The 21542-nt window shown below is 39.3% G+C and carries 20 protein-coding genes and 8 tRNA genes; 15 read left to right on the forward strand and 13 right to left on the reverse strand.

From position 1 onward, the window contains the following. Positions 1–12 precede the first annotated feature (12 nt). The 11 genes from P20495_RS04355 to hemA form a co-directional block, all read right to left on the reverse strand. Entirely contained in the window at positions 13–381 is a 369-nt protein-coding gene (locus tag P20495_RS04355; RefSeq protein ID WP_008138262.1) for a DUF423 domain-containing protein, read from the reverse strand. Beyond that, the gene (locus P20495_RS04350) at positions 381–1028 is read right to left on the reverse strand and encodes an alpha/beta family hydrolase (protein WP_008138264.1); all 648 of its coding nucleotides are present in this window, start codon (positions 1026–1028) and stop codon (positions 381–383) included. Before P20495_RS04350 ends, P20495_RS04355 begins: the two co-directional genes overlap by 1 nt. Before the next feature lies 1 nt (position 1029). Then, positions 1030–1926, reverse strand: a complete 897-nt coding sequence (locus tag P20495_RS04345) for a transcriptional regulator GcvA (protein WP_008138266.1) — start codon at positions 1924–1926, stop codon at positions 1030–1032. Between the two features lie 133 nt (positions 1927–2059). Then, on the reverse strand, positions 2060–2914 hold the full coding sequence (kdsA, locus tag P20495_RS04340) for a 3-deoxy-8-phosphooctulonate synthase (RefSeq protein WP_008138268.1): 855 nt from the start codon (positions 2912–2914) through the stop codon (positions 2060–2062). A 9-nt stretch (positions 2915–2923) separates the two neighbouring features. Beyond that, positions 2924–4177 carry a DUF819 domain-containing protein gene (locus tag P20495_RS04335; protein WP_007378112.1) on the reverse strand — a complete coding sequence of 418 codons (1254 nt, stop codon included), beginning with the start codon at positions 4175–4177 and terminating at the stop codon, positions 2924–2926. 14 nt (positions 4178–4191) lie between these two features. Further along, on the reverse strand, positions 4192–5019 hold the full coding sequence (locus tag P20495_RS04330; RefSeq protein WP_007378113.1) for a tetratricopeptide repeat protein: 828 nt from the start codon (positions 5017–5019) through the stop codon (positions 4192–4194). A 149-nt stretch (positions 5020–5168) separates the two neighbouring features. Further along, complete coding sequence (locus P20495_RS04325) at positions 5169–5543, reverse strand: SirB2 family protein (RefSeq protein ID WP_007378114.1); 375 nt, start codon at positions 5541–5543, stop codon at positions 5169–5171. A 27-nt stretch (positions 5544–5570) separates the two neighbouring features. Next, a complete protein-coding gene (locus P20495_RS04320; protein WP_008138270.1) occupies positions 5571–7115 on the reverse strand; it encodes a DUF3369 domain-containing protein in 1545 nt (514 codons plus the stop codon). A gap of 54 nt (positions 7116–7169) precedes the next feature. After that, positions 7170–8009, reverse strand: coding sequence for a peptide chain release factor N(5)-glutamine methyltransferase (gene prmC, locus P20495_RS04315; RefSeq protein ID WP_008138272.1), 840 nt, complete (start codon positions 8007–8009; stop codon positions 7170–7172). 2 nt (positions 8010–8011) lie between these two features. Further along, on the reverse strand, positions 8012–9097 hold the full coding sequence (gene prfA, locus P20495_RS04310) for a peptide chain release factor 1 (protein WP_007378117.1): 1086 nt from the start codon (positions 9095–9097) through the stop codon (positions 8012–8014). A 7-nt stretch (positions 9098–9104) separates the two neighbouring features. After that, entirely contained in the window at positions 9105–10361 is a 1257-nt protein-coding gene (hemA, locus tag P20495_RS04305; protein ID WP_007378118.1) for a glutamyl-tRNA reductase, read from the reverse strand. Positions 10362–10444: 83 nt separating this feature from the next. On the opposite strand from hemA, the gene lolB reads away from it, so the two are divergent. From lolB to P20495_RS04235, 14 genes are all read left to right on the forward strand, one after another. Further along, positions 10445–11029, forward strand: a complete 585-nt coding sequence (gene lolB, locus P20495_RS04300; protein WP_008138275.1) for a lipoprotein insertase outer membrane protein LolB — start codon at positions 10445–10447, stop codon at positions 11027–11029. A 6-nt stretch (positions 11030–11035) separates the two neighbouring features. Continuing rightward, positions 11036–11893, forward strand: coding sequence for a 4-(cytidine 5'-diphospho)-2-C-methyl-D-erythritol kinase (ispE, locus tag P20495_RS04295; RefSeq protein ID WP_007378120.1), 858 nt, complete (start codon positions 11036–11038; stop codon positions 11891–11893). 88 nt (positions 11894–11981) lie between these two features. Beyond that, the gene (locus P20495_RS04290; RefSeq protein ID WP_007378121.1) at positions 11982–12929 is read left to right on the forward strand and encodes a ribose-phosphate pyrophosphokinase; all 948 of its coding nucleotides are present in this window, start codon (positions 11982–11984) and stop codon (positions 12927–12929) included. 148 nt (positions 12930–13077) lie between these two features. Then, positions 13078–13689 (forward strand): 50S ribosomal protein L25/general stress protein Ctc, encoded by a 612-nt coding sequence (locus tag P20495_RS04285; RefSeq protein ID WP_008171830.1) that lies wholly within the window; start codon positions 13078–13080, stop codon positions 13687–13689. Between the two features lie 19 nt (positions 13690–13708). After that, on the forward strand, positions 13709–14293 hold the full coding sequence (gene pth / locus P20495_RS04280) for an aminoacyl-tRNA hydrolase (RefSeq protein ID WP_002958548.1): 585 nt from the start codon (positions 13709–13711) through the stop codon (positions 14291–14293). A gap of 53 nt (positions 14294–14346) precedes the next feature. Beyond that, positions 14347–15438, forward strand: a complete 1092-nt coding sequence (gene ychF / locus P20495_RS04275) for a redox-regulated ATPase YchF (RefSeq protein WP_008138278.1) — start codon at positions 14347–14349, stop codon at positions 15436–15438. A 447-nt stretch (positions 15439–15885) separates the two neighbouring features. Continuing rightward, positions 15886–15962, forward strand: a tRNA-Met gene (locus P20495_RS04270). Positions 15963–16009: 47 nt separating this feature from the next. Beyond that, a tRNA-Leu gene (locus tag P20495_RS04265) sits at positions 16010–16094 on the forward strand. A gap of 39 nt (positions 16095–16133) precedes the next feature. Then, positions 16134–16208: transfer RNA gene (locus tag P20495_RS04260), tRNA-Gln, on the forward strand. 5 nt (positions 16209–16213) lie between these two features. Then, positions 16214–16290 (forward strand) — tRNA-Met (locus P20495_RS04255). An 89-nt stretch (positions 16291–16379) separates the two neighbouring features. Continuing rightward, positions 16380–16464: transfer RNA gene (locus P20495_RS04250), tRNA-Leu, on the forward strand. A gap of 39 nt (positions 16465–16503) precedes the next feature. Further along, positions 16504–16578 (forward strand) — tRNA-Gln (locus tag P20495_RS04245). Positions 16579–16651: 73 nt separating this feature from the next. Continuing rightward, a tRNA-Leu gene (locus P20495_RS04240) sits at positions 16652–16736 on the forward strand. A 39-nt stretch (positions 16737–16775) separates the two neighbouring features. Continuing rightward, positions 16776–16850: transfer RNA gene (locus tag P20495_RS04235), tRNA-Gln, on the forward strand. Between the two features lie 5 nt (positions 16851–16855). Here the strand turns inward: P20495_RS04235 and P20495_RS04230 are convergent. Then, positions 16856–18445 (reverse strand): bifunctional diguanylate cyclase/phosphodiesterase, encoded by a 1590-nt coding sequence (locus P20495_RS04230; RefSeq protein WP_008138280.1) that lies wholly within the window; start codon positions 18443–18445, stop codon positions 16856–16858. A 194-nt stretch (positions 18446–18639) separates the two neighbouring features. After that, positions 18640–19821, reverse strand: coding sequence for an FAD-dependent monooxygenase (locus P20495_RS04225; protein WP_033016250.1), 1182 nt, complete (start codon positions 19819–19821; stop codon positions 18640–18642). Positions 19822–20065: 244 nt separating this feature from the next. Here P20495_RS04225 and miaB point away from each other — a divergent pair, with 244 nt between their 5' ends. Beyond that, complete coding sequence (gene miaB / locus P20495_RS04220) at positions 20066–21514, forward strand: tRNA (N6-isopentenyl adenosine(37)-C2)-methylthiotransferase MiaB (RefSeq protein WP_007378278.1); 1449 nt, start codon at positions 20066–20068, stop codon at positions 21512–21514. Positions 21515–21542: the final 28 nt, after the last annotated feature.

Raw genomic sequence — 21542 nt, forward strand, 5'->3', positions numbered from 1 at the left:
CCCTTAAACTCTTTAAAACTTAAATCGTGCAACTTGCACTAAAATAACTACCCAACCAATAATAAAGCACAGCCCACCTAGCGGCGTTATTGGCCCCAGCCACTTCATACCAGTTAATGCGAGTAAATATAAACTGCCACTAAAAAGTAGTGTGCCAGTTATGAAAAAACCACCAGCCCAGCTCAGATTTATGCCCCACTTAATTAAAATAGCAACCGCAATAAGCGCAAGTCCATGCACCATTTGATATTCAGCAGCAGTTTTAAAAACCCCAAGCGAATAATCTGTTAAACGGCTTTTTAAACCATGTGCAGCAAATGCACCTAACATGACCGAAAGCATACAAAAAATACTGCCCATCATTAAAAATACTTTAATCATTAATTACCCTCTAAATTTAAATCCACACAGTTTTTAATAAATTTAACAGCCTCCAAAGCAGCTGTTTCTCTATTTTGTAGCTCAGTCATACCACTTTTTTTACGAGGTTTAAGTGAGTGGTCCCCATCTGTAAGCCATATGTATTGTGGCTGTTTCGGCATAGCCATTGTTGCAAGCTCTTGGCGAGTACCAAACGTATCTCGCTCACCTTGCAATACTAAAAAAGGGCAGACTATATCTGCGAAGTGATCGGTACGCAGCTTTTCAGGTTTGCCTGGTGGATGAAACGGATAGCCAAAAGCAAGAACACCTAAAACAGGTTGTTCTGTCGTACAAGCAAGCATGGATGCCATTCGTCCACCCATTGATTTCCCGCCAATAAATAGCGGAACGTTTGGCTGTGTATGGTTAAGTATTTGCTCGTAATAACTAAGTAATTTAGGTGCTCGCTCAGGAGGCCTACGCTTATTCGTTTGTTTGGCTATTTGCATATACTCAAAATCAAATAGGCCAACATCAACACCCTGTTCACTGATTAGTTTTGCCACATGCTGCATAAAGTCTGAATCACTACCGGCACCAGCTCCATGGGCAAATATAAATTGAGCTATTGCTGGCTGCTGACTACTTTTAACCCACTCAATCATATTAATACTCTTGCTCTTGCTCTACTAAGCTCAACATCCACTCTTTAAAGGATACTATTTTACCTAGCTCTGTTTGTGATTCTCTAAGGACTAAATAATAGGCGTTTTTACTTTCAAGACTGTGATTAAATGGGATCACTAAGCGTCCAGCGTCAATGTCAGGCTTTGCCAGCACGCTGTTACCAATTGCCACACCTTGGCCATGCACTGCTGCTTGCAGCACCATCGATGAATGACTAAATATAGGACCTTGGTTAACTTGAATATTGCGCACACCAGCCGTTTTCATCCATGTTTTCCAGTTTTTACGGGTAGTGTCATGTAGTAAAGTGTGATGTGCTAAATCGCTTGGTTGGTCAAGCGGTTTTATCCCACTTAACAACATCGGGCTACATAAAGGGACTAAATACTCGGTATGTAATTTATAAGCTTGCACACCACTCCAATGACCTCGCCCGTAATAAATAGCCACATCAACATCATCTGTTAATGAGTTTTCGTCTTGGTCTTGCGCTTTGATCCGCACGTCAATCTCAGGATGTAACTCATTAAATAAGCTTAAACGAGGTACAAGCCATTGAATTGCAAAACTTGGTGTTAAGCTAACTGTTAATGAGCCCTTAGCACCACGCGCTAATAGTTTTTCGGTTGCATCAATTAGTTGCGTAAAAATCTCTTTAATATCGAGGAAGTAGCCTTGCCCTTCTTCGGTTAATAATAACGAACGATTTTTACGTAAAAACAATTTCAAACCTAAATGTTCTTCAAGTGTTTTTATTTGATGACTGACAGCCGCTTGAGTTACATAAAGCTCTTCCGCAGCTTTTGTAAAACTTAAATGGCGCGCAGCGGCTTCAAAAGCTTTTAATGCGTTTAATGGAGGTACTCGTCTTGACATGATGACCAAGCTTAGAATTAGTTTTTCTTATGCGGTGAATTATATACCTATGCTGAGAAAGAGTATATTTAAGGTGTAAAAAAAGCGACCTAAGTCGCTTTTCTAACATTTCACTTAATTGTTAAGCTTTTAATTATAAGTCATTTGCACTTGTATCAAGCGGTTCAAAGCTTTTAATTAAATCGTCTACCGCTTTCATTTGCGATAAGTAACCTTCTAACTTGCTAAGTGCTAGCGCGCAAGGGCCATCACATTTCGCTTCGTTAGGATTTGGGTGCGCTTCTATAAATAAACCAGCAATACCCAATGCCATACCACTTCGAGCAAGCTCAGCTGCTTGTGCACGACGACCATCAGCCGAATCTGTACGACCGCCTGGACGTTGTAGCGCATGTGTTGCATCAAAAATCACAGGAGCCATTGCTTTCATGTCATCCATGCCAAGCATATCAACCACTAGATTATTATACCCAAAGCTAGAGCCTCGTTCACAAAGTGCTACGTTGTTATTACCCGCTTCATTAAATTTAGTAATGATGTGACGCATTTCGTGTGGTGCTAAAAACTGTGGTTTTTTCACGTTAATGATCGCGCCTGTTTTTGCCATAGCAACCACTAAATCAGTTTGACGTGCTAGAAATGCAGGTAACTGAATAACATCGACAACTTCAGCAACAGGGGCCGCTTGATGTGGTTCATGTACATCGGTAATAAGCGGAATATTGAACGTTTTTTTAATCTCTTCAAATATTTTTAAACCTTCTTCCATACCTGGACCACGGTACGAATTGATTGAAGATCGATTAGCTTTATCAAATGACGCTTTAAATACATAAGGAATATTTAATTTAGTGGTTACTTCTACGTAATGCTCTGCAACACGCATAGCTAAATCGCGAGATTCTAATACGTTAATACCACCAAACAATACAAACGGTTTGTTGTTTGCTAGTTCAATTTCATTAATTTTAATAATTTGGTCTTTCATTTAAATTCCTTACGGTGCAACTGCTTGCATCATTAATCCACAAATATAAGCCATATACGTACCCACACCATAGCCCAGTACAGCTAACAGAACACCAACAGGCGCTAATGACGGATGAAACGCTGATGCTACAACAGGTGCAGACGCTGCACCGCCCACATTAGCCTGCGAGCCCACTGCCATATAAAATAACGGTGCTTTAATTAGTTTAGCAACTAGCAACATTAAACTTGCATGTACAAGCATCCAAATAGCACCCACTAAAAACAAGCCGGGATTATCAAAAATGGCGGTTACATTCATATGCAAACCAATCGATGCAACTAAAATATATAAAAAGCTAGAGGCCACTTTTGAAGCACCAAACGCCTCTATTTGTCTCACTTTAGTAAAAGATAAACTAATACCAATCGTAGTCGATATGACAATCAACCAAAAGAATTTGCTGTTTAGGCTGTACTCTTTTGCCCACTCATAAGTAGTGCCAAAATAAGGACCTAGAAAATCAGCACAAAAATGTGCTAAACCAGTAATACCAAATGCAATAGCAAGTAATGTCATGTAGTCGTTAAGAGTAGGCATGCGAGCATGTTCTGCGTGATATGTTTCTACTCGGCGTTTTAAATCTTCAATTGCGCTAGTATCGGCACCTGTTGCCGCATCAATTTTCTTATGATTTGCTGCCATTAACAATAAAACAGCCATCCAAATATTAGCGACTATTACATCAACAGTAACCATCACCGAAAATATATCGCCGCCAACTTCAAACATCTCTTTCATTGAAGCTTGGTTTGCACCGCCACCAATCCAGCTACCCGCAACAGTTGTCATACCGCGCCATACCGCATCAGGACCATGGCCACCAACAATACTAGGGTCAACAGCACTGACGACTAAAATAGCCAAAGGTCCACCAATAACAATACCCAAGGTACCTACTAAAAACATAATAAGTGCTTTAGGGCCTAAATTAAGTATGGCTCTTAAATCAATACTAATGGTAAGAAGTATTAAACAAGCTGGCAGTAAGTAGCGCGAAGCTACGTAATAAACATTGGACTTATTGCCATCAACTATACCAAATGTATTCAGTAGTGACGGTAAAAAGTAACAAAGTAACAAGGCCGGTACGTATTTATAAAATCTTTTTAGTGCTGGGCGTTCACTGTTTGAGGTTTTAAATATAAACCCCAAAATAACAGCAAGTAAACCAAGTACAACGGCATCATTGGTTATTAATGCACTTTGAGTTTCAACCATAATTTTTCCTATTCTTAATGGTGAGTTTTATTATTATCTTCTAATTCTTCTATCTGATGTTGAATAATCTCAATAGCAGGATCGTCAGGACATTCATCGACAAAAAATTGTAAATCATCTCGTGCCATTTTAGGACAATCGAGTTGATTTAATAAGTAGCCTCTGTCGCGTCTTTCATACGGGTCGTCGCCAATTAATTCCATCAACATTTCTACACACGTTAAAGCATGGCCAAATTTATTTTCGCTAATAAAAGACCATTTTTGTTGAGCTAAGAACAATTTATATACTTCATCATCAAAAATAAGTTCTAGTGGTTCCTGTTCTTGCCCATCATCCTCATCCGCATTTTCAGGGATAATATACCAACTTTGTTGACCGCTACTTGGTTCAATTATGTAGCCTTCCTCATCGCTAATAGCGACATGCACACCAATATCGCCTTGGTTTAAGCTCATGCTAGCATCGAGTTTAGCGTGTTGTAAAAAGTGGCACAGTAAAATAGCTAATGTAGTTGGGGAGCCACTGCGCATGGTTAAGGTATAACTTAAACTATTTAGTTTATGCTCAGGCACTTTTAAGCTTGAGGCACTAAATAGCCAGGTACTATAAAAAGTATCTAATAATTTTTCTAAGCGATCGTGATCGTCGCTCACTTTTAAGCACAAAACATTTATTTGTTGCTCAAAGTCGGTGAGAATGTCAAAACTTGCTGTTAAATCTAATTGAGGATCCCATTTAGACTCAGCTTTAATACAACGATAAATTGCCGCAGGGGTAAATTCATCAAAAGCATCATCAACATAAGATTCATCGTGTTCATCAAACCCGAGGGTGGTCATCAATACTGCAACATTTTAGAAAACGAAGGCGTAGTTTACCTAACTTTAAAGCTATATACCAATATAGTGATGTTTTTGAATATTTGCAGCGAGGAGGAAGAACGAGCTTTACAAGCAATACCGTAAAGCTCAAATTATTAAGGTTTACTTTAGAACAACAAAGCTGATTTAGACGTCGCTAAATAACCTATCGCTAAAACAACAACGGTATTAATTACAATGTAAATAATTTTAGCTAGGGTGTTAGTTTGCTTTGAACTTTTAACCCCTATCGCAATATACACAACAACTAAAATTATCTTTTCTAACAACCATAGCTGCTCAAAAGGGTTAATTTTAGCCATAAAAACAAGTGTAAGAGCAGAAACCAACAGTAGTGTATCTATGCTATGACTACCAATAAGTACCAACTTATTCTTAGCTATTTTGCCACTACCAATTCGCGAAAAAGAGCGAACATAAAATAAAATAACACTGAGCATAGCAATTGCCATGTGTGAGTGCTTTACTGCTAAATAATCCATATGCCCCTGACTTCTATATTTTTGATATTAATCTGGAAAACGAGTTAATACTATTTCTATTTCATTAAGCTTATCGTTAAGCACTTCAACAAGTTTAGGCTCAAAATGCGATCCTTTTTGTGAATTGATTTCATCAACCACTCGTTGCAGTGACCAAGGTTCTTTATAACAGCGTTTATGGCGAAGTGCATCATAAACGTCAGCAAGAGAGACTATTCGGCCAAATACATTTATTTCTTCACCTTTCAATCCATTCGGATAGCCAGAGCCATCCCATTTTTCATGGTGTTCTTTTGCTATAATTGCACCAGCACTAACAATTTCCCTCGGTGAATCTTTTAAAATGCTATAACCTTTATCTGTGTGGGTTTTCATCACTTCCCACTCTTGGCCGTCGAGCTTTCCTGGTTTATTTAAAATAGCATCCGGTATACCTACTTTTCCAACATCATGCAAAGGCGATGCTAATCGAACTAAATCGGCTTCTCGCTTAGATAAGCCATAACCCTCAGCCAATATATGACAAATATTAGCCACACGCTTAACATGATTACCTGTTTCACTTGAGCGCTGCTCTACCGCTTCACTCAATCTATAAACTAATTCCTGCTGAGTTGCTTCTATTTCTGATTGTAACTGCACATTTTCAAATGCTAATTGCACATTTTGCGAAAAAATCTCAATTAAATGACGTTGCGTATCCGTTAATAATTTTGGGATACCTGATATAAATAACATTGAGTTATGATTATATTGACTACTGCAGTAAGCAAATAGGTAATTATCTTTATATACGATTGTTTTGTCACTTAATGCTTGTTGACACGCTGCAAGTTGTTCACTTTTAAGAACCAGCTCTAACTCTTTTCCTTCACTTTGTTCAAAGTCCCCTGTACCTGAACGAACAATAAGCTTTTTGTTATTGTTTTCTTCTGGATTTTGAGCAACTAATGTAGTGGCGTACATTGCTTGATCTGCAATACCTAATAACGAGGTAAGTTGCTGCATTACGCCCTCAGTGAAACTATCTATTGAATGAGCCGAAAATATATCCCTTGAGGCTTTTATTATTTTCTCTAGCCCTTCGCGTGATTGTTCAATAGAAATAATATCGCGATATGAACGAAGACTAGACATAATAACAGTGAATAGTTTTTGCGCCGTTAATTCCGTTTTCGATTTATAATCATTAATATCATAATCAACAATAACTTGTCTTTCAGGTGCTTGACCCGGTTGACCCGTTCGTAAAATAATTCGAATATGATTGTTTTTAGCTGTTTCACGAATGTATTTAGCGACTTGCAAACCCGCATCATCCGTTTCCATTACTACATCAAGCAAAACTATGGCAGCATCAGAGTGCTCGTCTATTAACTTTTTCGCTTCTGCACCAGAGTATGCACTTACAAACTCCAATCGTTTATTTTGAAAATCAAAATCGCTTAATGCCAATTTTGTTACAGCATGAACCTCAGGTTCATCGTCAACGATTAATACTTTCCAGGTGCCCTGTTCTATTTTACTAACAGGCTCTTGAGGCTCATCTGAAAATAAGAAATCATCCATCATAGCTAAAATTTCCTCGCAGCATTTTTTAATACACAAGTAGACAATTTTTACTATTTAAGGCCACTGTGCGAGCGTTACACGGTCATTATTACCAAGGTCTTTCACTGTTTTAATATTAACAAACGCCATTTTTTCAAAGAAATGACGAACAGCTTCACCTTGCTCAAAACCGTGTTCTATTAAAAGATAGCCATTAGATAGCAAATAGTCACGTGATTGTGTAATTATTTGTTTAATATCAGACATTCCGCAATCATCAGCCACTAATGCCGATAAAGGCTCAAAACGCACATCGCCCTGATTTAAATGTATATCGTTGCTTTCGATGTAAGGTGGGTTTGTGACTATTAGATTAAACTTTTCACCGTGCAACTCACTAAACCAGTTGCTTTGTTTAACGAGCACGTTATTAATTGCCAATCGCTGCTGGTTACGTGTAGCAAGTGCAACGGCATCGCTTACTCTATCTACTGCAATAATTTGCCAATCAGGCATTTCACTACCCAGTGCCAACGCAATTGCACCAGTACCCGTGCCTAAATCAAGTACTTTAGCTGTAGCAGGAACAGCCACTTCAAGTGCTTGTTCTACTAATGTTTCAGTATCAGGGCGAGGTATTAAGGTTGTTGCGTTAACTTCAAGCGATAAACTCCAAAACTCACGTTGCCCTGTAATATGTGCAACAGGTTCACCGTTTAAACGTCGTTGGCAAAATGTATTAAATTGCTGTTGTTGCTTAGCGTTAAGTTCATGCTCTGGCCAAGTAAAAAGGTAACTGCGAGGTTTTTGAAGAATATGTAGAAGTAAAACTTGTGCGTCTAATTTAGCACTTTCGCTGCTAGGTGCTAATAAATTAGCGCCTGCAGCAATTGCTTGTTCAAGAGTTTGGCTCACGATTACTCGTCGCCCATAGCCGCTAATAAGTCAGCTTGATACTCTTGCATTAATGGGTCAATAACGCAGCTTAAATCACCCGCTACCACTTCGTTTAAACGATAAAGTGTTAAGTTAATGCGGTGATCAGTAATACGACCTTGCGGGTAGTTATAAGTACGGATACGTTCAGAACGATCGCCACTACCAACTAAGTCACGACGTTCAGATGCTTCTGCCGCATGGCGCTTTTCATCTTCAGCTTGTTGCAAACGTGCTGCAAGTACTGACATCGCTTTAGCGCGGTTTTTATGCTGCGAACGCTGATCCTGACACTCAACCACAACACCGGTAGGTATATGTGTAAGTCGAATAGCAGAATCGGTTTTGTTAACGTGCTGACCACCTGCGCCTGATGCACGAAATGTATCAACTTTTAAATCTGCGGTATTAATTTGTATCGCTTCGGCCTCTGGTACTTCCGCCATTACCGCAACAGTACACGCAGAGGTATGCACTCGCCCTTGTGATTCAGTTTCTGGCACACGTTGTACACGGTGTACACCTGATTCAAACTTTAATTGACCGTAGACGCCTTCGCCACTGATATTCGCAATCACTTCTTTGTAACCACCGTGCTCACCTTCATTGGTGCTCACAACTTCTACTTTCCATTTTTTAGTTTCTGCATAGCGGCTGTACATACGGAATAAATCGCCAGCAAAAATAGCCGCTTCATCACCGCCTGTTCCAGCGCGTACTTCAACAAACACGTTATTGTTATCTCGCGGATCTTTTGGCAACATTAATACTTGAATTTGATCCTCAATTACCAAAATTTGTGCTTTAGCTTCTTTATATTCTTCTTGCGCCATTTCACGCATTTCAGGGTCAGAATCTTTAAGCATCTCTTCTGCACTGGCTAAATTGTCTTGCGTTTCTTTATAAGTTAAAAACGTTTTTACAATCTCTTCAAGCTCGGAGTATTCTTTTGAAAGCCCACGAAAACGATTTTGATCACTAATGACCGACGGGTCGCTTAGCAGCGCTTGTACTTCTTCGTAACGCTCTACTAAGGTTTCTAATTTATTATAAACAGACTCTTTCATTTAACGGTTATTCCTGATCAATACCTAACATTTTTTTCAACTGGTTTAGCTGCGCCACTTCACCTTTTTTCGCTGCATCTTGTATTGCACGGGTAGGCGCGTGCATTAAGCGATTGGTTAATTTATTGGCCAGCTCTAAAATTACTTTTTCTGCGTCTTTACCACTAGAAAGCTGACTAACGGCTCTTTCTACTAATTCCGACTTTATTGTTTGTACATCATTTCGATAATGGCGAATTAAATCTACCGAATCGAGTGAGCGCATCCACATTGCAAATTCTTTGGTGCGTTCAGTAATAATTATTTGTGCTTGTTCAGCCGCTTGTTCTCGTGCCGCCATATTCTCGCTTACAATGGTTTGTAAGTCATCAACGGAATATAAATAGGCCGCATCAAGTTCTCCTACCTGGCTTTCTATATCGCGCGGAACCGCAATATCAATAAATAGCATAGGTTTATGGCGTCGCTGTTTAAGCGCTTGCTCAACAACCCCTTTACCAATAATTGGTAATGTACTGGCGGTAGAACTAATCACGATATCCGCTTTATATAAACGTTCAGGCAGTTGCGCTAATGCAATAACATCCGCAGACACTTCATCAGCTAAGCTACGCGCTCGTTCAATTGTTCTATTGGCAACGGTGATATTTTGCGGCTCATTTTGGTATAAGTGTTTAGCTACCAGTTCAATTGTTTCGCCTGCACCAATTAATAAAACATTGGTTTTGTCGAGTTTGCCATAAATATGTTTTGCCAAGTTAACGGCGGCAAACGCCACTGAAACAGCGCTTGCACCAATGTTGGTTTCTGTACGAACTTCTTTAGCAACCGAAAATGTTTTTTGAAACAACCGATCAAATGTAACACCTACAGCATCATGCGTTTTGGCGCTATTGTAGGCTTGCTTAATTTGCCCTAAAATTTGCGGTTCACCCAAAACTAAAGAGTCTAACCCGCAAGCAACACGCATTAAGTGCTTTATTGCCTCGTTATTTTCATAGCAATATATATTCTTAATCAGTTCAAGTTCATCCAAACCATGGAAACTGGCAAGCCAACTCAACAGTGTTTGGGAATTTTGCTGAGCAAGGCTACAATAGACTTCAGTTCGATTACAGGTAGAAACAATTACAGCTTCATTAAAGTCGGCGTGGCCACTTAATTGTTGCAACGCCTCTGAAATTTGCTCAGGCGAAAAAGCCACTTTCTCACGTAATTCTACGGAAGCGGTTTTGTGATTAATACCGAGTGCTATTATGGTCATATGTGCCAAATATTGCTGAGCCCTACTTCAAAGGCGGCAATTTTATCAAAAATCAGCGGAATATGGAAAGTAAGGAACAACATTTGATTCGACAATATTTTATTTTACTCATGTTTTTTTTATTTTTAGGCGGTTGCGCCCAACAAATAACATCTAAAACAATACTTTATGACAATTGGAAAGCTCACCTAGCAGATCAAAAAACTTGGCATGTAAAAGGTAAATTGGCTTTTATAAGCCCAGATGAGCGCCAATCTGCAAATTTAAATTGGCAACAAACCAAAAACAATAACAATTTAGTGCTTACCTCATTTATTGGTACGCGTATTTTGCAACTCAGACAAACAAGCGAAGGCGCAGAACTAGAATTTGATGACGATAAGTATTACGACACAAATGCCGCACAACTTCTTAAGCGTTTAACTGGTTTTACTCTCCCAGTTAATAATGCTGAAAATTGGTTAAAAGGCACAATTGACGCGCAAAGTTTAAAAGTCGATGAACTTGGTCGTGCCACACAAGTACTGTGGTTCGATGACATAGGTAAAAAGTGGCAAATAGAGTATGCCAGCTATATACAAAGTGCAGGATATTGGCTGCCAACAAAAATAACATTAAAACACCAAAAAATTAAAATCAAAATTACAACTCTACGATTGGCAATTTAATTAAATATGAATAACACGACGTCTTTTACACTTATTGCTCCGGCAAAACTCAACTTATTTTTACACATTAATGGTCGCCGTGAAGATGGCTATCATGAGTTAGAAACGTTATTTACTTTTTTAAATTTTGGTGACGAACTGACTTTTGAGCTGATAGATACACCCGACATTTTTATAACAGGTGATACTAAAGGCATACCATTAACCGATAATCTAATCTATAAAGCCGCTTTATTATTAAAAACTCAGAGTAAAACACGACTGGGTGTAAAAATAAATTTAATAAAACGTTTACCAATGGGTGGCGGTGTTGGCGGTGGTTCGTCTGATGCTGCGACCACGTTATTGGCCTTAAATAAACTCTGGAAAATTGATCGTAGTTTAGATGAATTAGCACGTTTAGGGTTACAACTAGGGGCTGATGTTCCTGTATTTGTTCGAGGTCAAAGCGCCATAGCACATGGGATTGGCGAAGAATTACACCAAGTAGAACTTGAGCAAAAATGGTACTGCGTCGTACACCCAAATCAACATGTAAGTACAGCTACAATATTTACGCATCCGGATTTAAAACGCGATACACCAAAAATTTTAGGCGATTGGAAACACCATACTTTGACCAACGATTGTGAGCCTTTAGTTAAAAAGCTCTGTCCCGAGGTTGAAAAGACCCTCCAGTGGTTGCTAAAATACGCTCCGTCGAAGATGACCGGAACAGGTTCATGTTGTTTTGTAGAATTTGCGAGTCAAGTTCAAGCACAAGATGTACTTGCTAATCTCCCCCATACTTGGCAGGGATTTATCGCCTCAAGCGTTAATATCTCCCCTGCTCATACGGAGTTAGCCGCCATATTCGATCAATGAAGTAACGTACAAGTAATAATAAGTTAACTCGCAGTGGTATTTATCATTGCCCGTTAGTCCAAAATTTCAGTGCCTGAGGAACCCAACCGTGCCTGACATGAAGCTCTTCGCTGGTAACGCAACACCTGAGTTAGCTCAAAAAGTTGCAAAACGTTTATATATTGAATTAGGCGATGCTGTTGTTGGCCGTTTTAGCGACGGTGAGATCAGTGTTCAAATAAATGAAAATGTTCGTGGCTCGGATGTTTTTATATTGCAATCAACCTGTGCCCCTACAAACGATAACCTTATGGAACTTATCGTTATGGTTGATGCACTACGTCGTGCATCTGCAGGTCGTATTACTGCCGTCATTCCTTATTTTGGTTATGCCCGTCAAGATCGTCGTGTACGTTCTGCCCGTGTACCAATTACTGCTAAAGTTGTTGCAGATTTCTTATCAAGCGTTGGTGTTGACCGTGTTCTTACGGTTGATTTACACGCAGAGCAAATCCAAGGCTTCTTTGATGTACCAGTGGATAACGTATTCGGCAGCCCTGTATTACTTGAAGATATGAAAGAGCGTCATTTTGATGATGTTGTGATTGTATCTCCAGATATTGGTGGTGTTGTACGAGCTCGCGCTATTGCAAAATTACTAAATGATACTGATTTAGCTATTATTGATAAACGCCGCCCACAAGCAAACGTTTCACAAGTAATGCATATTATTGGTGACGTTGAAGGCCGTGATTGTATTATCGTCGATGATATGATTGATACCGGTGGTACCTTGTGTAAAGCAGCTGAAGCACTTAAAGAACATGGTGCAAAGCGTGTATTTGCTTATGCTACCCACCCGATTCTTTCAGGTAAAGCAGCAGAAAATTTACGTGACTCAGTAATTGATGAAGTTATTGTAACTGACTCAATTCCATTATCTGAAGAACTTAAAGCCCTTGATAAAATTAAGGTATTAACGCTTGCAGATATGTTAGCGGAAACTATTCGTCGTATTAGTAACGAGGAATCTATTTCAGCGATGTTCGAGCACTAAAATCAAACATTTCTGAATATAAAAGCGCCTTTAGGCGCTTTTTTTGTAAGCGATGTATATTTTAAAATCGTGTGGTGGTATGATAGCGCGCCTTTTGGCTGGGGTCCTTGGTCGCAAAGGCCCTACACATTTAATTATTGGAGACATCATGTCTAACAAAACTTACACTTATAACGCTGAACTTCGCGTAGAAACTGGTACTGGTGCGAGCCGCCGCCTACGTCGCGAAGACAAAGTTCCAGCAATCCTTTACGGAGCTGATAAAGAAGCTTTATCACTTACTTTTGCTCATAAAGATATGATCAAAGCACAAGAAGACGAAGGCTTTTACACGCATATCCTTACGCTTAACGTAGATGGCGAAGCTGTTGAAGTAATCTTAAAAGATATCCAACGTCACCCATTCAAGCCTAAGCTTACTCACCTTGATTTCCAACGTGTAGATGCTACTCATAAATTTCAAACTAAAGTTCCTCTACACTTCATCGGTGAAGATATTGTAACTAAAGCTGGCGCAACTGTTGTTCACCAGTTAACTGAAGTTGAAATTACGTGTCTTCCAAAAGCACTTCCAGAATTCATTGAAGTAGATGTTTCTAAGTTTGTTGTTGGCGATTCTGTTCATATTTCTGACCTTACTTTCCCTAAAGGCGTTAGCTCTGTAGATTTAGGTAAAGGCGAAGGCCATGATCAGTCTATCCTGACTATCAAAGCAAACAAAGCAGCTCCAGTTGAAGACGACGCTGCAGCAGCAGAATAATTTTTAAGGTCTCGCAACCTTGAATTCTATTCAAATGCTTGTGGGCCTGGCTAATCCAGGCCCCGAATACGCAAACACACGCCACAATGCAGGTGCTTGGTTTATCGAGCAAATCGCTGCACGCTATAACTGCACTCTAAAACACGATCCTAAGTATCACGGCCTTACAGGCAAAGTGATAATTCAAGGCCAAGAATTCAAATTATTGATCCCCACTACTTACATGAATTTAAGTGGTAAAGCGGTCAGTAGTTTAGCTAATTTTTTCAAAATCCCTGTCGAGGACATTTTAGTTGCCCATGACGAATTGGATTTAGACCCAGGCGTTGCCAAATTAAAAAAAGGCGGCGGGCATGGCGGTCATAATGGTTTAAAAGACATTATTGCAAAAATGGCAAATCAAAAAGACTTTATGCGCTTGCGCATTGGTGTAGGTCATCCGGGGCATCGTGAAATGGTAACTGGTTGGGTGCTTGGAAAAGCGGCCAAAGAAGACCAAGAAAAAATGGATGCTGCTGTTGATGAAGCAGTTCGTTGCATGGAAATACTTGCAAAAGATGGTGTGTTAAAAGCACAAAACAGACTACATTCGTTTAAACCCTAGTAACTTGGGTCCAAGTACACCGTTTAAACGAATTCTAAACAAGGTATCTTACTATGGGTTTTAAATGTGGCATCGTTGGCTTGCCTAACGTTGGTAAATCAACGCTTTTCAATGCACTAACTAAAGCGGGTATTGAAGCCGCTAACTTTCCTTTTTGTACCATTGAGCCTAATACAGGTGTGGTACCTGTGCCAGATCCTCGTCTAGACGAACTTGCTAAAATTGTTAATCCTCAACGAATTCTTACTACTAGTATGGAATTTGTAGACATTGCAGGATTAGTAAAAGGCGCATCTAAAGGTGAAGGCCTTGGTAACCAGTTTTTAGCTAATATTCGTGAAACCGATGCAATTGGCCACGTAGTTCGCTGTTTTGAAGATGAAAACATCATCCACGTAGCAGGTACTATTGACCCTGCTGACGATATTGACGTAATCAACACTGAGTTAGTACTTGCTGATATGGATAGCGCTGAAAAAGCCCTTTTCCGTAATGCAAAAAAAGCAAAAGGTGGCGATAAAGACGCTAAAGAGCAAAATGCTGTCCTTGAAAAAGTAAAAGTACATCTTGATGAAGGCTTAACTTTACGTGGTCTAGCACTTACTAAAGAAGAAAAAGCAGCAATCAGCTCTATTAACTTCTTAACGATTAAACCAACAATGTATATTGCAAACGTTGTTGAAGATGGTTTTGAAAATAACCCATACCTTGATCGTGTACGCGCTATTGCTGCAGCTGAAGATGCGATTGTTGTTCCTGTATGTGCCGCTATCGAGTCTGAACTTTCAGAGCTAGATGACGAAGACAAGCTTGAGTTTATGGCTGATCTTGGTCTAGAAGAGCCAGGTCTTAACCTTGTTATTCGTGGTGGTTATGAATTACTACAGTTACAAACTTATTTCACAGCTGGCGTAAAAGAAGTGCGTGCATGGACAATCCCTGTAGGTGCGACAGCGCCACAAGCAGCGGGTAAAATCCATACTGACTTCGAGCGTGGCTTTATTCGTGCGCAAACTATTGCTTTTGACGACTTTGTTGCCTTTAAAGGTGAGAGTGGCGCAAAAGAAGCAGGCAAGATGCGTCAAGAAGGTAAAGAGTACATTGTTAAAGATGGCGATGTAATGAACTTCTTGTTCAACGTATAAGTACAAATTAAACCAATTTAGATTGGTAATAATTTTTAAAGGCTCGTTTTTACGAGCCTTTTTTGTACCCTCAGCTTTATAAACTTATAAAATTGATGTAATCACAAGCTAAAAGCCAGCGTTTAATCTAAAAAAGACACTGCGGCGAAGATTTAACCTCAATAAAAAATACCTCATCGACAAGTTAATGCTTAGCTCCCAATAATTTGTTTGATTATCAAACAGTTTTAAATTACAGGCTTTTGCTCTTTTTTATTTGACGGTAAATTTTGTATGTGAATTGCAGTCAAAAAATCATCATTTTTATTAAAAGTTAGCCGCTTAGCTTAATTTTCCTGCAAACAAACACTGTTAAGTGTTTTTTTTGCAAAAAAGGTGTTGACGAATTTGGGTCATATCAGCATAATACGCCCCGCACTCAGCGATGAAGTGCTAACAAAAAAAGATGGCTAAGTAGCTCAGCTGGTTAGAGCACATCACTCATAATGATGGGGTCACAGGTTCAAATCCCGTCTTAGCCACCATTATTTTTTTGTTGCTCAATGAAGAGTTTAAAATAACTACCTTGTGTGCGGGAGTGGCGGAATTGGTAGACGCGCTGGATTTAGGTTCCAGTATCTTAGGATGTGAGAGTTCAAGTCTCTCCTTCCGCACCATAATTCTTGATAAGAATTAAAACTATCAATTGTTATTGTTGGGATATCGCCAAGCGGTAAGGCACCAGGTTTTGATCCTGGCATTCCCAGGTTCAAATCCTGGTATCCCAGCCAACAATGGCTAAGTAGCTCAGCTGGTTAGAGCACATCACTCATAATGATGGGGTCACAGGTTCAAATCCCGTCTTAGCCACCATTTCTTATTTTAGAAGTGGCTCTGCAAGAGTTAAATTGCGCTCAATGAAGAGTTTAAAATAACTACCTGTGTTTTATTACACAAACGATGCGGGAGTGGCGGAATTGGTAGACGCGCTGGATTTAGGTTCCAGTAACTTCGGTTGTGAGAGTTCAAGTCTCTCTTTCCGCACCATTTCTTGATAAGAAATAAAATTATCAATTAATTCTTTGTTGGGATATCGCCAAGCGGTAAGGCACCAGGTTTTGATCCTGGCATTCCCAGGTTCAAATCCTGGTATCCCAGCCAACTTCTTCTACCAAGGAAAGTTGGACATAAAAGAATAGCTCTCGCTTAGAGTTTAAATGAGCAAATTAGTGATGCGGGAGTGGCGGAATTGGTAGACGCGCTGGATTTAGGTTCCAGTAACTTAGGTTGTGAGAGTTCAAGTCTCTCCTTCCGCACCATGTTCTTATTAAGAACTAAAACTAATGCAAATTTATAGTTGGGATATCGCCAAGCGGTAAGGCACCAGGTTTTGATCCTGGCATTCCCAGGTTCAAATCCTGGTATCCCAGCCAATTTGTTAAACTACCCCATCTATTTCTTCATTTAAGTACTTCAGTATAAAATCATTAATTTTAATAGGTTTGCTATAATAATACCCTTGTAAATAATCACATTTCATTGCTGTGAGTGTATTTCTAAGCGCTTTATTTTCAATGCCCTCTGCCACTACTTTACAATTAAGTCTGCTAGCTAAAAATAACGTTGATTCTACAATCGCATAGTCAGCGGGTTGTGTTAGCATATCTTTAATAAATGACCGGTCTATTTTTATTTGGTTGATTGGTAACTCTCTTAGTAATGATAACGAAGAAAATCCAGTCCCAAAATCATCTACACTAAACTCAAAACCGCGGTCGTTAAGCTTGTACATCATAGTGCGAGCGGCTTCTATATTTGTCATCATAGCACCCTCTGTGATTTCAAAAATTATTGAGTCACTCAGCGTCGGATCGACACTGATTAATTGCTCAATAAGCTCATAAAAATCTTGGCTCTCTAAATCCCTTGTTGATAAATTTACGTGAATAGCCCCGATAAACCCCAAAGCTTTTAACGACTTTAAATGATTTATAGTTTCTAACACCACCCACTTAGAAATATTTAAAATTAACCCCATTTGCTCAGCTGTTTTAATAAACACCTCAGGGCTAATAAATGAACCATCACTTTGTGGCCAGCGTATTAATGCTTCAGCTCCATGGATTTCATTAAGGTTAGAAGAAAATATTGGTTGTAAATAAAGCTCAAACTCTTCATTTTTCAATGCTTGCTTTATAAGTAAGGACATATCAAATAAATTATCCGCCCTAATGCTCAAATCCTTAAAATAAATAACAATCTGTTGCTGTGTCTTTTTTGCTTCATGCAGCGCTAAATCAGCCTGTTTGAATAGTTCGTTAGTTTGCATACTATATTTGGGGTAATAGCTCACTCCAATTCTTAGCTTAACGCGTATAGTTTGTTCATAAATTAAAAAAGGTTTTTGTACTGCCTTATTTATTAATTGAATACATAAATCATACTTATCCTGAGTGGTTGAGTTTAAAAGCAATGCAAATTCGTCTCCCCCAATCCTATATAACTTAGCAATCTCGGATAAGTGTTGGCTTAATGTTTTGGAAAATGCACACAACAACAAATCCCCAAAATTATTTCCATAAGTATCGTTTACACGTTTAAAGTTATTTAAATCTATTAAAAACAAAATGAAAGGTTGGTTATATTCTATGTTCTCATTGAGTACATTAAAGAATTTTTTACGTTTAGGTAGGTTAGTTAAACTATCGTGTTCAGCTAGAAATTGTTGGTGTTGAGCTGAGCGCTCTAGCTCTAAGATACTTTTGAGGCTTAACCTAACAACTAAATACACAAATGTGCCGCCACCAACTAAAATAAATGAAACACTAGTTGTTACAAACGGTTCACTACCATAAAAAGTAAAATAATAAAGTACCCAACAGTAGCCAAAAATAAACAGCACAATTAAAATAAGCAGTAAGCTCCATGCAAACCGATTCGTTTTTTTGCATACTTGTATTGTTGGTTTGATACTTACAGTTAACAGTAATATCCCTACTATAATCATAAAAATAAATGGCTTATCCACAGACACTCTTTAAATGCAATTTGTTATACATTTAGTATGGCTAATAAATCTAATAACGAAATAAAATACATTAAAAAGCTCAGGGTAGCCCACTTACCAAATATGATTGTTGTTTTATGAAGAGGTTATAACTTTTAAGGGCGCGATTAACAGCATTGTTAATCGCTTTATTAGGGGGGTAATCTTTTTAGAAACTAACTTAGCTCTCCGCTAATGGCATATTTTAACACCCAGTTTTTTATTGGCCCTGTATTATTAGCCATTTTTAAAAACTGGCTACGTGCCCATTTAAGCGGCGCTACTTGGTTAGAAAAGCCAAAGTAACAGGCATCCATCATGCTCATCATTAACAAATTAGCCTTACGGCGAGCTCGCTCATATTCTTTAAGCATTAACGGGCACCCTATATCTCCTGCATTGTCTAAAACCTCAGCAAGTGCCACTACGTCCTGAAAACCTAAATTTACACCCTGCCCTGCAAGCGGATTAATTGTATGTGCAGCGTCGCCCACTAAAACCAAACGCCCTTGCGAATAGTTGTTAGCATGTTGGCGAGTAAGCGGAAATATCGCATGGGTTTGTACTTCAAAGTCTCCAGCAAGCTCTGGGAATTTATTAAGTATGTGCGTTTTTAACTGAGTTGGGCTTAGCCCTTTAAATGCTTGCAGTGTATTTGCATCGTCATACCAAATTAAATTAGCGTACGGTGCCTGCATTGGCAAAAATGCGAGTGGCCCACTTGGCGTAAACTGCTGCCAGGTTTTAATTTGTTGCGGCGCATCGAGTTTAATTAACACCCCCATGCAATGCTGCTGGTACTGCCACCCCGTAATACCAATATTCGCCTTATCACGCAATTGCGACTGCCCGCCATCGGCTGCAATTACTAAATCAGCTGTATAGGTTTGAGCTCCATACACAAGCGTAATTAAATCACTGGTTTGCTCTATTTTAGTAATCGGTGTGGCTTGCTCAATAACTTCAATATTGTATTGTGAAAATTGCTGCCACAAACAGGCTTGAATTAAATTATTTTCAATCAAATGACCTAAATGCGTGGTATTTATATCGGCGCAATCAAATAATAAATTGTCACCACCGCGCTCAAATGCCTCCAATTGTTGATAAGGCGCTATGCGGTTTTGTCTTAAAAGCGGCATTGCACCTAATTCATCAAGCAAATTTTCTGAAAAACGATTAATAGCCGACACTCTAATATCCACCTTATCGCTACTAAAAATGTGCGATGGGTCTATTAGGTGTTTTTCGATTATACGTACGCCAAAGCCTTGCTGGGCAAGCTTTATCGCCATAGCCGCGCCAACCATGCCCCCACCAACCACTATCACATTATTTTTAGTCATGTTTTTCATCATTTTATTATTACTTGAGTCTGTTTTGATTGTATCAAAATTAATTTGTTTTATACCAGAGGATATCCCTAACAGCACATTAAACTGGCCTCGTATTGATTTGAGATCACAAACATGAAAACTATACTTGGATCTGGGCGGGTATCCAGCTAAAATACGCGTCCTTTAAGTGAGCATGCTTGCTCCTTAATCCTGTTTCTAGCACATTTTTGTGCCACTATCGAATTGAACACGAGGCAATATTTCAATGAGCAAAAAGCTGCATATTAAAACCTGGGGTTGTCAGATGAACGAATACGACTCTCAGAAAATGGCTGAACTTTTAGATGCCACTAACGGCTACCAGCTAACTGAAGATGCAACAGATGCCGACGTAATCTTACTCAACACCTGTTCAATTCGTGAAAAAGCACAAGAAAAAGTATTTCACCAGTTAGGTCGTTGGAAGTTGTTAAAAGACGACAAGCCAGATTTAATAATTGGTGTAGGTGGGTGTGTTGCTTCACAAGAAGGTGACTCTATTCGTCAACGTGCGCCATTTGTAGATGTTATTTTTGGCCCACAAACACTACACCGTTTACCAGAAATGATTAAACAAGTGCAAGGCGACAAAGGCTCATCGGTAGTTGATATTTCATTCCCAGAGATTGAAAAATTTGACCGCCTGCCAGAGCCAAAAGCTGATGGCCCATCTGCGTTTGTATCAATTATGGAAGGCTGTTCTAAATACTGTACTTTTTGTGTTGTACCTTATACTCGCGGCGAAGAAGTTAGTCGCCCAGTAGATGACGTATTACTTGAAATTGCACAGCTTGCTGAGCAAAACGTACGTGAAGTTAACCTATTAGGCCAAAACGTAAATGCATACCGCGGAGACACGCACGATGGCGAAATTTGTTACTTCTCTGATTTAATTCGTCTTATTGCTGCTATTGATGGTATTGACCGTATTCGTTACACCACATCGCACCCGGTAGAATTTACCCCAGACATCATTGAGGTTTACGCCGATGTACCAGAGCTTGTAGATCACTTACATTTACCAGTACAAAGTGGTTCAGACCGTATATTAAACCTGATGAAACGTGGCCATACGGCAATTGAATACAAATCGACAATTCGTAAGTTACGTAAAATTCGCCCTAACTTAAGCATGTCGTCAGATTTCATTATTGGTTTTCCAGGCGAAAGTAAAGAAGACTTTGAAGCAACCATGAAGCTTATTAGCGACATTGGTTTTGATATGAGCTTTAGCTTTATTTACAGTGCGCGCCCAGGTACGCCAGCGGCAGATTTGCCAGATGACGTAACAGAGCAAGAGAAAAAAGAACGCTTATACTTACTACAAAACCGTATTACACAAATGGCGCAGCAAATTAGCCGTCAAATGTTCGATACAGAGCAACGTATCCTTGTTGAAGGTCCTTCTAAGAAGAACCCAATGGAATTACGTGGCCGTACCGAAAACAACCGTGTAGTAAACTTTGTTGGCCCGCACACAGTGATCGGACAGTTTGTTGATGTACGTATTACCGAAGCACTGCCTAACTCTTTACGTGGTGACTTAATTCGTACAGAATCAGAAATGAACTTACGACGTGAAGTCGCTCCTTCAGCTATTTTAACTAAAGCTGCAGCTGCAGAGCCAAAACCAGACACTGTTAACGAAATTGGCGTAGCTACTTTCGTTCCTTAGTCACACAATTAGCGCCAGTTAACGCTGG

This window comes from Pseudoalteromonas sp. BSi20495, assembly GCF_000241185.1.
Classification (GTDB): domain Bacteria; phylum Pseudomonadota; class Gammaproteobacteria; order Enterobacterales; family Alteromonadaceae; genus Pseudoalteromonas; species Pseudoalteromonas fuliginea.

Excerpts from the sequence above, each read along its gene's own strand:
- P20495_RS04355 (WP_008138262.1), bottom strand. The coding sequence starts at position 381 with ATGATTAAAGTATTTTTAATGATGGGCAGTATTTTTTGTATGCTTTCG.
- hemA (WP_007378118.1), bottom strand. The coding sequence starts at position 10,361 with ATGACCATAATAGCACTCGGTATTAATCACAAAACCGCTTCCGTAGAA.
- P20495_RS04330 (WP_007378113.1), bottom strand. The coding sequence starts at position 5,019 with ATGACCACCCTCGGGTTTGATGAACACGATGAATCTTATGTTGATGAT.
- P20495_RS04285 (WP_008171830.1), top strand. The coding sequence starts at position 13,078 with ATGTCTAACAAAACTTACACTTATAACGCTGAACTTCGCGTAGAAACT.
- kdsA (WP_008138268.1), bottom strand. The coding sequence starts at position 2,914 with ATGAAAGACCAAATTATTAAAATTAATGAAATTGAACTAGCAAACAAC.
- P20495_RS04320 (WP_008138270.1), bottom strand. The coding sequence starts at position 7,115 with ATGATGGATGATTTCTTATTTTCAGATGAGCCTCAAGAGCCTGTTAGT.
- ispE (WP_007378120.1), top strand. The coding sequence starts at position 11,036 with ATGAATAACACGACGTCTTTTACACTTATTGCTCCGGCAAAACTCAAC.
- P20495_RS04325 (WP_007378114.1), bottom strand. The coding sequence starts at position 5,543 with ATGGATTATTTAGCAGTAAAGCACTCACACATGGCAATTGCTATGCTC.
- P20495_RS04345 (WP_008138266.1), bottom strand. The coding sequence starts at position 1,926 with ATGTCAAGACGAGTACCTCCATTAAACGCATTAAAAGCTTTTGAAGCC.
- P20495_RS04350 (WP_008138264.1), bottom strand. The coding sequence starts at position 1,028 with ATGATTGAGTGGGTTAAAAGTAGTCAGCAGCCAGCAATAGCTCAATTT.
- prfA (WP_007378117.1), bottom strand. The coding sequence starts at position 9,097 with ATGAAAGAGTCTGTTTATAATAAATTAGAAACCTTAGTAGAGCGTTAC.
- ychF (WP_008138278.1), top strand. The coding sequence starts at position 14,347 with ATGGGTTTTAAATGTGGCATCGTTGGCTTGCCTAACGTTGGTAAATCA.
- P20495_RS04225 (WP_033016250.1), bottom strand. The coding sequence starts at position 19,821 with ATGATGAAAAACATGACTAAAAATAATGTGATAGTGGTTGGTGGGGGC.
- P20495_RS04335 (WP_007378112.1), bottom strand. The coding sequence starts at position 4,177 with ATGGTTGAAACTCAAAGTGCATTAATAACCAATGATGCCGTTGTACTT.
- miaB (WP_007378278.1), top strand. The coding sequence starts at position 20,066 with ATGAGCAAAAAGCTGCATATTAAAACCTGGGGTTGTCAGATGAACGAA.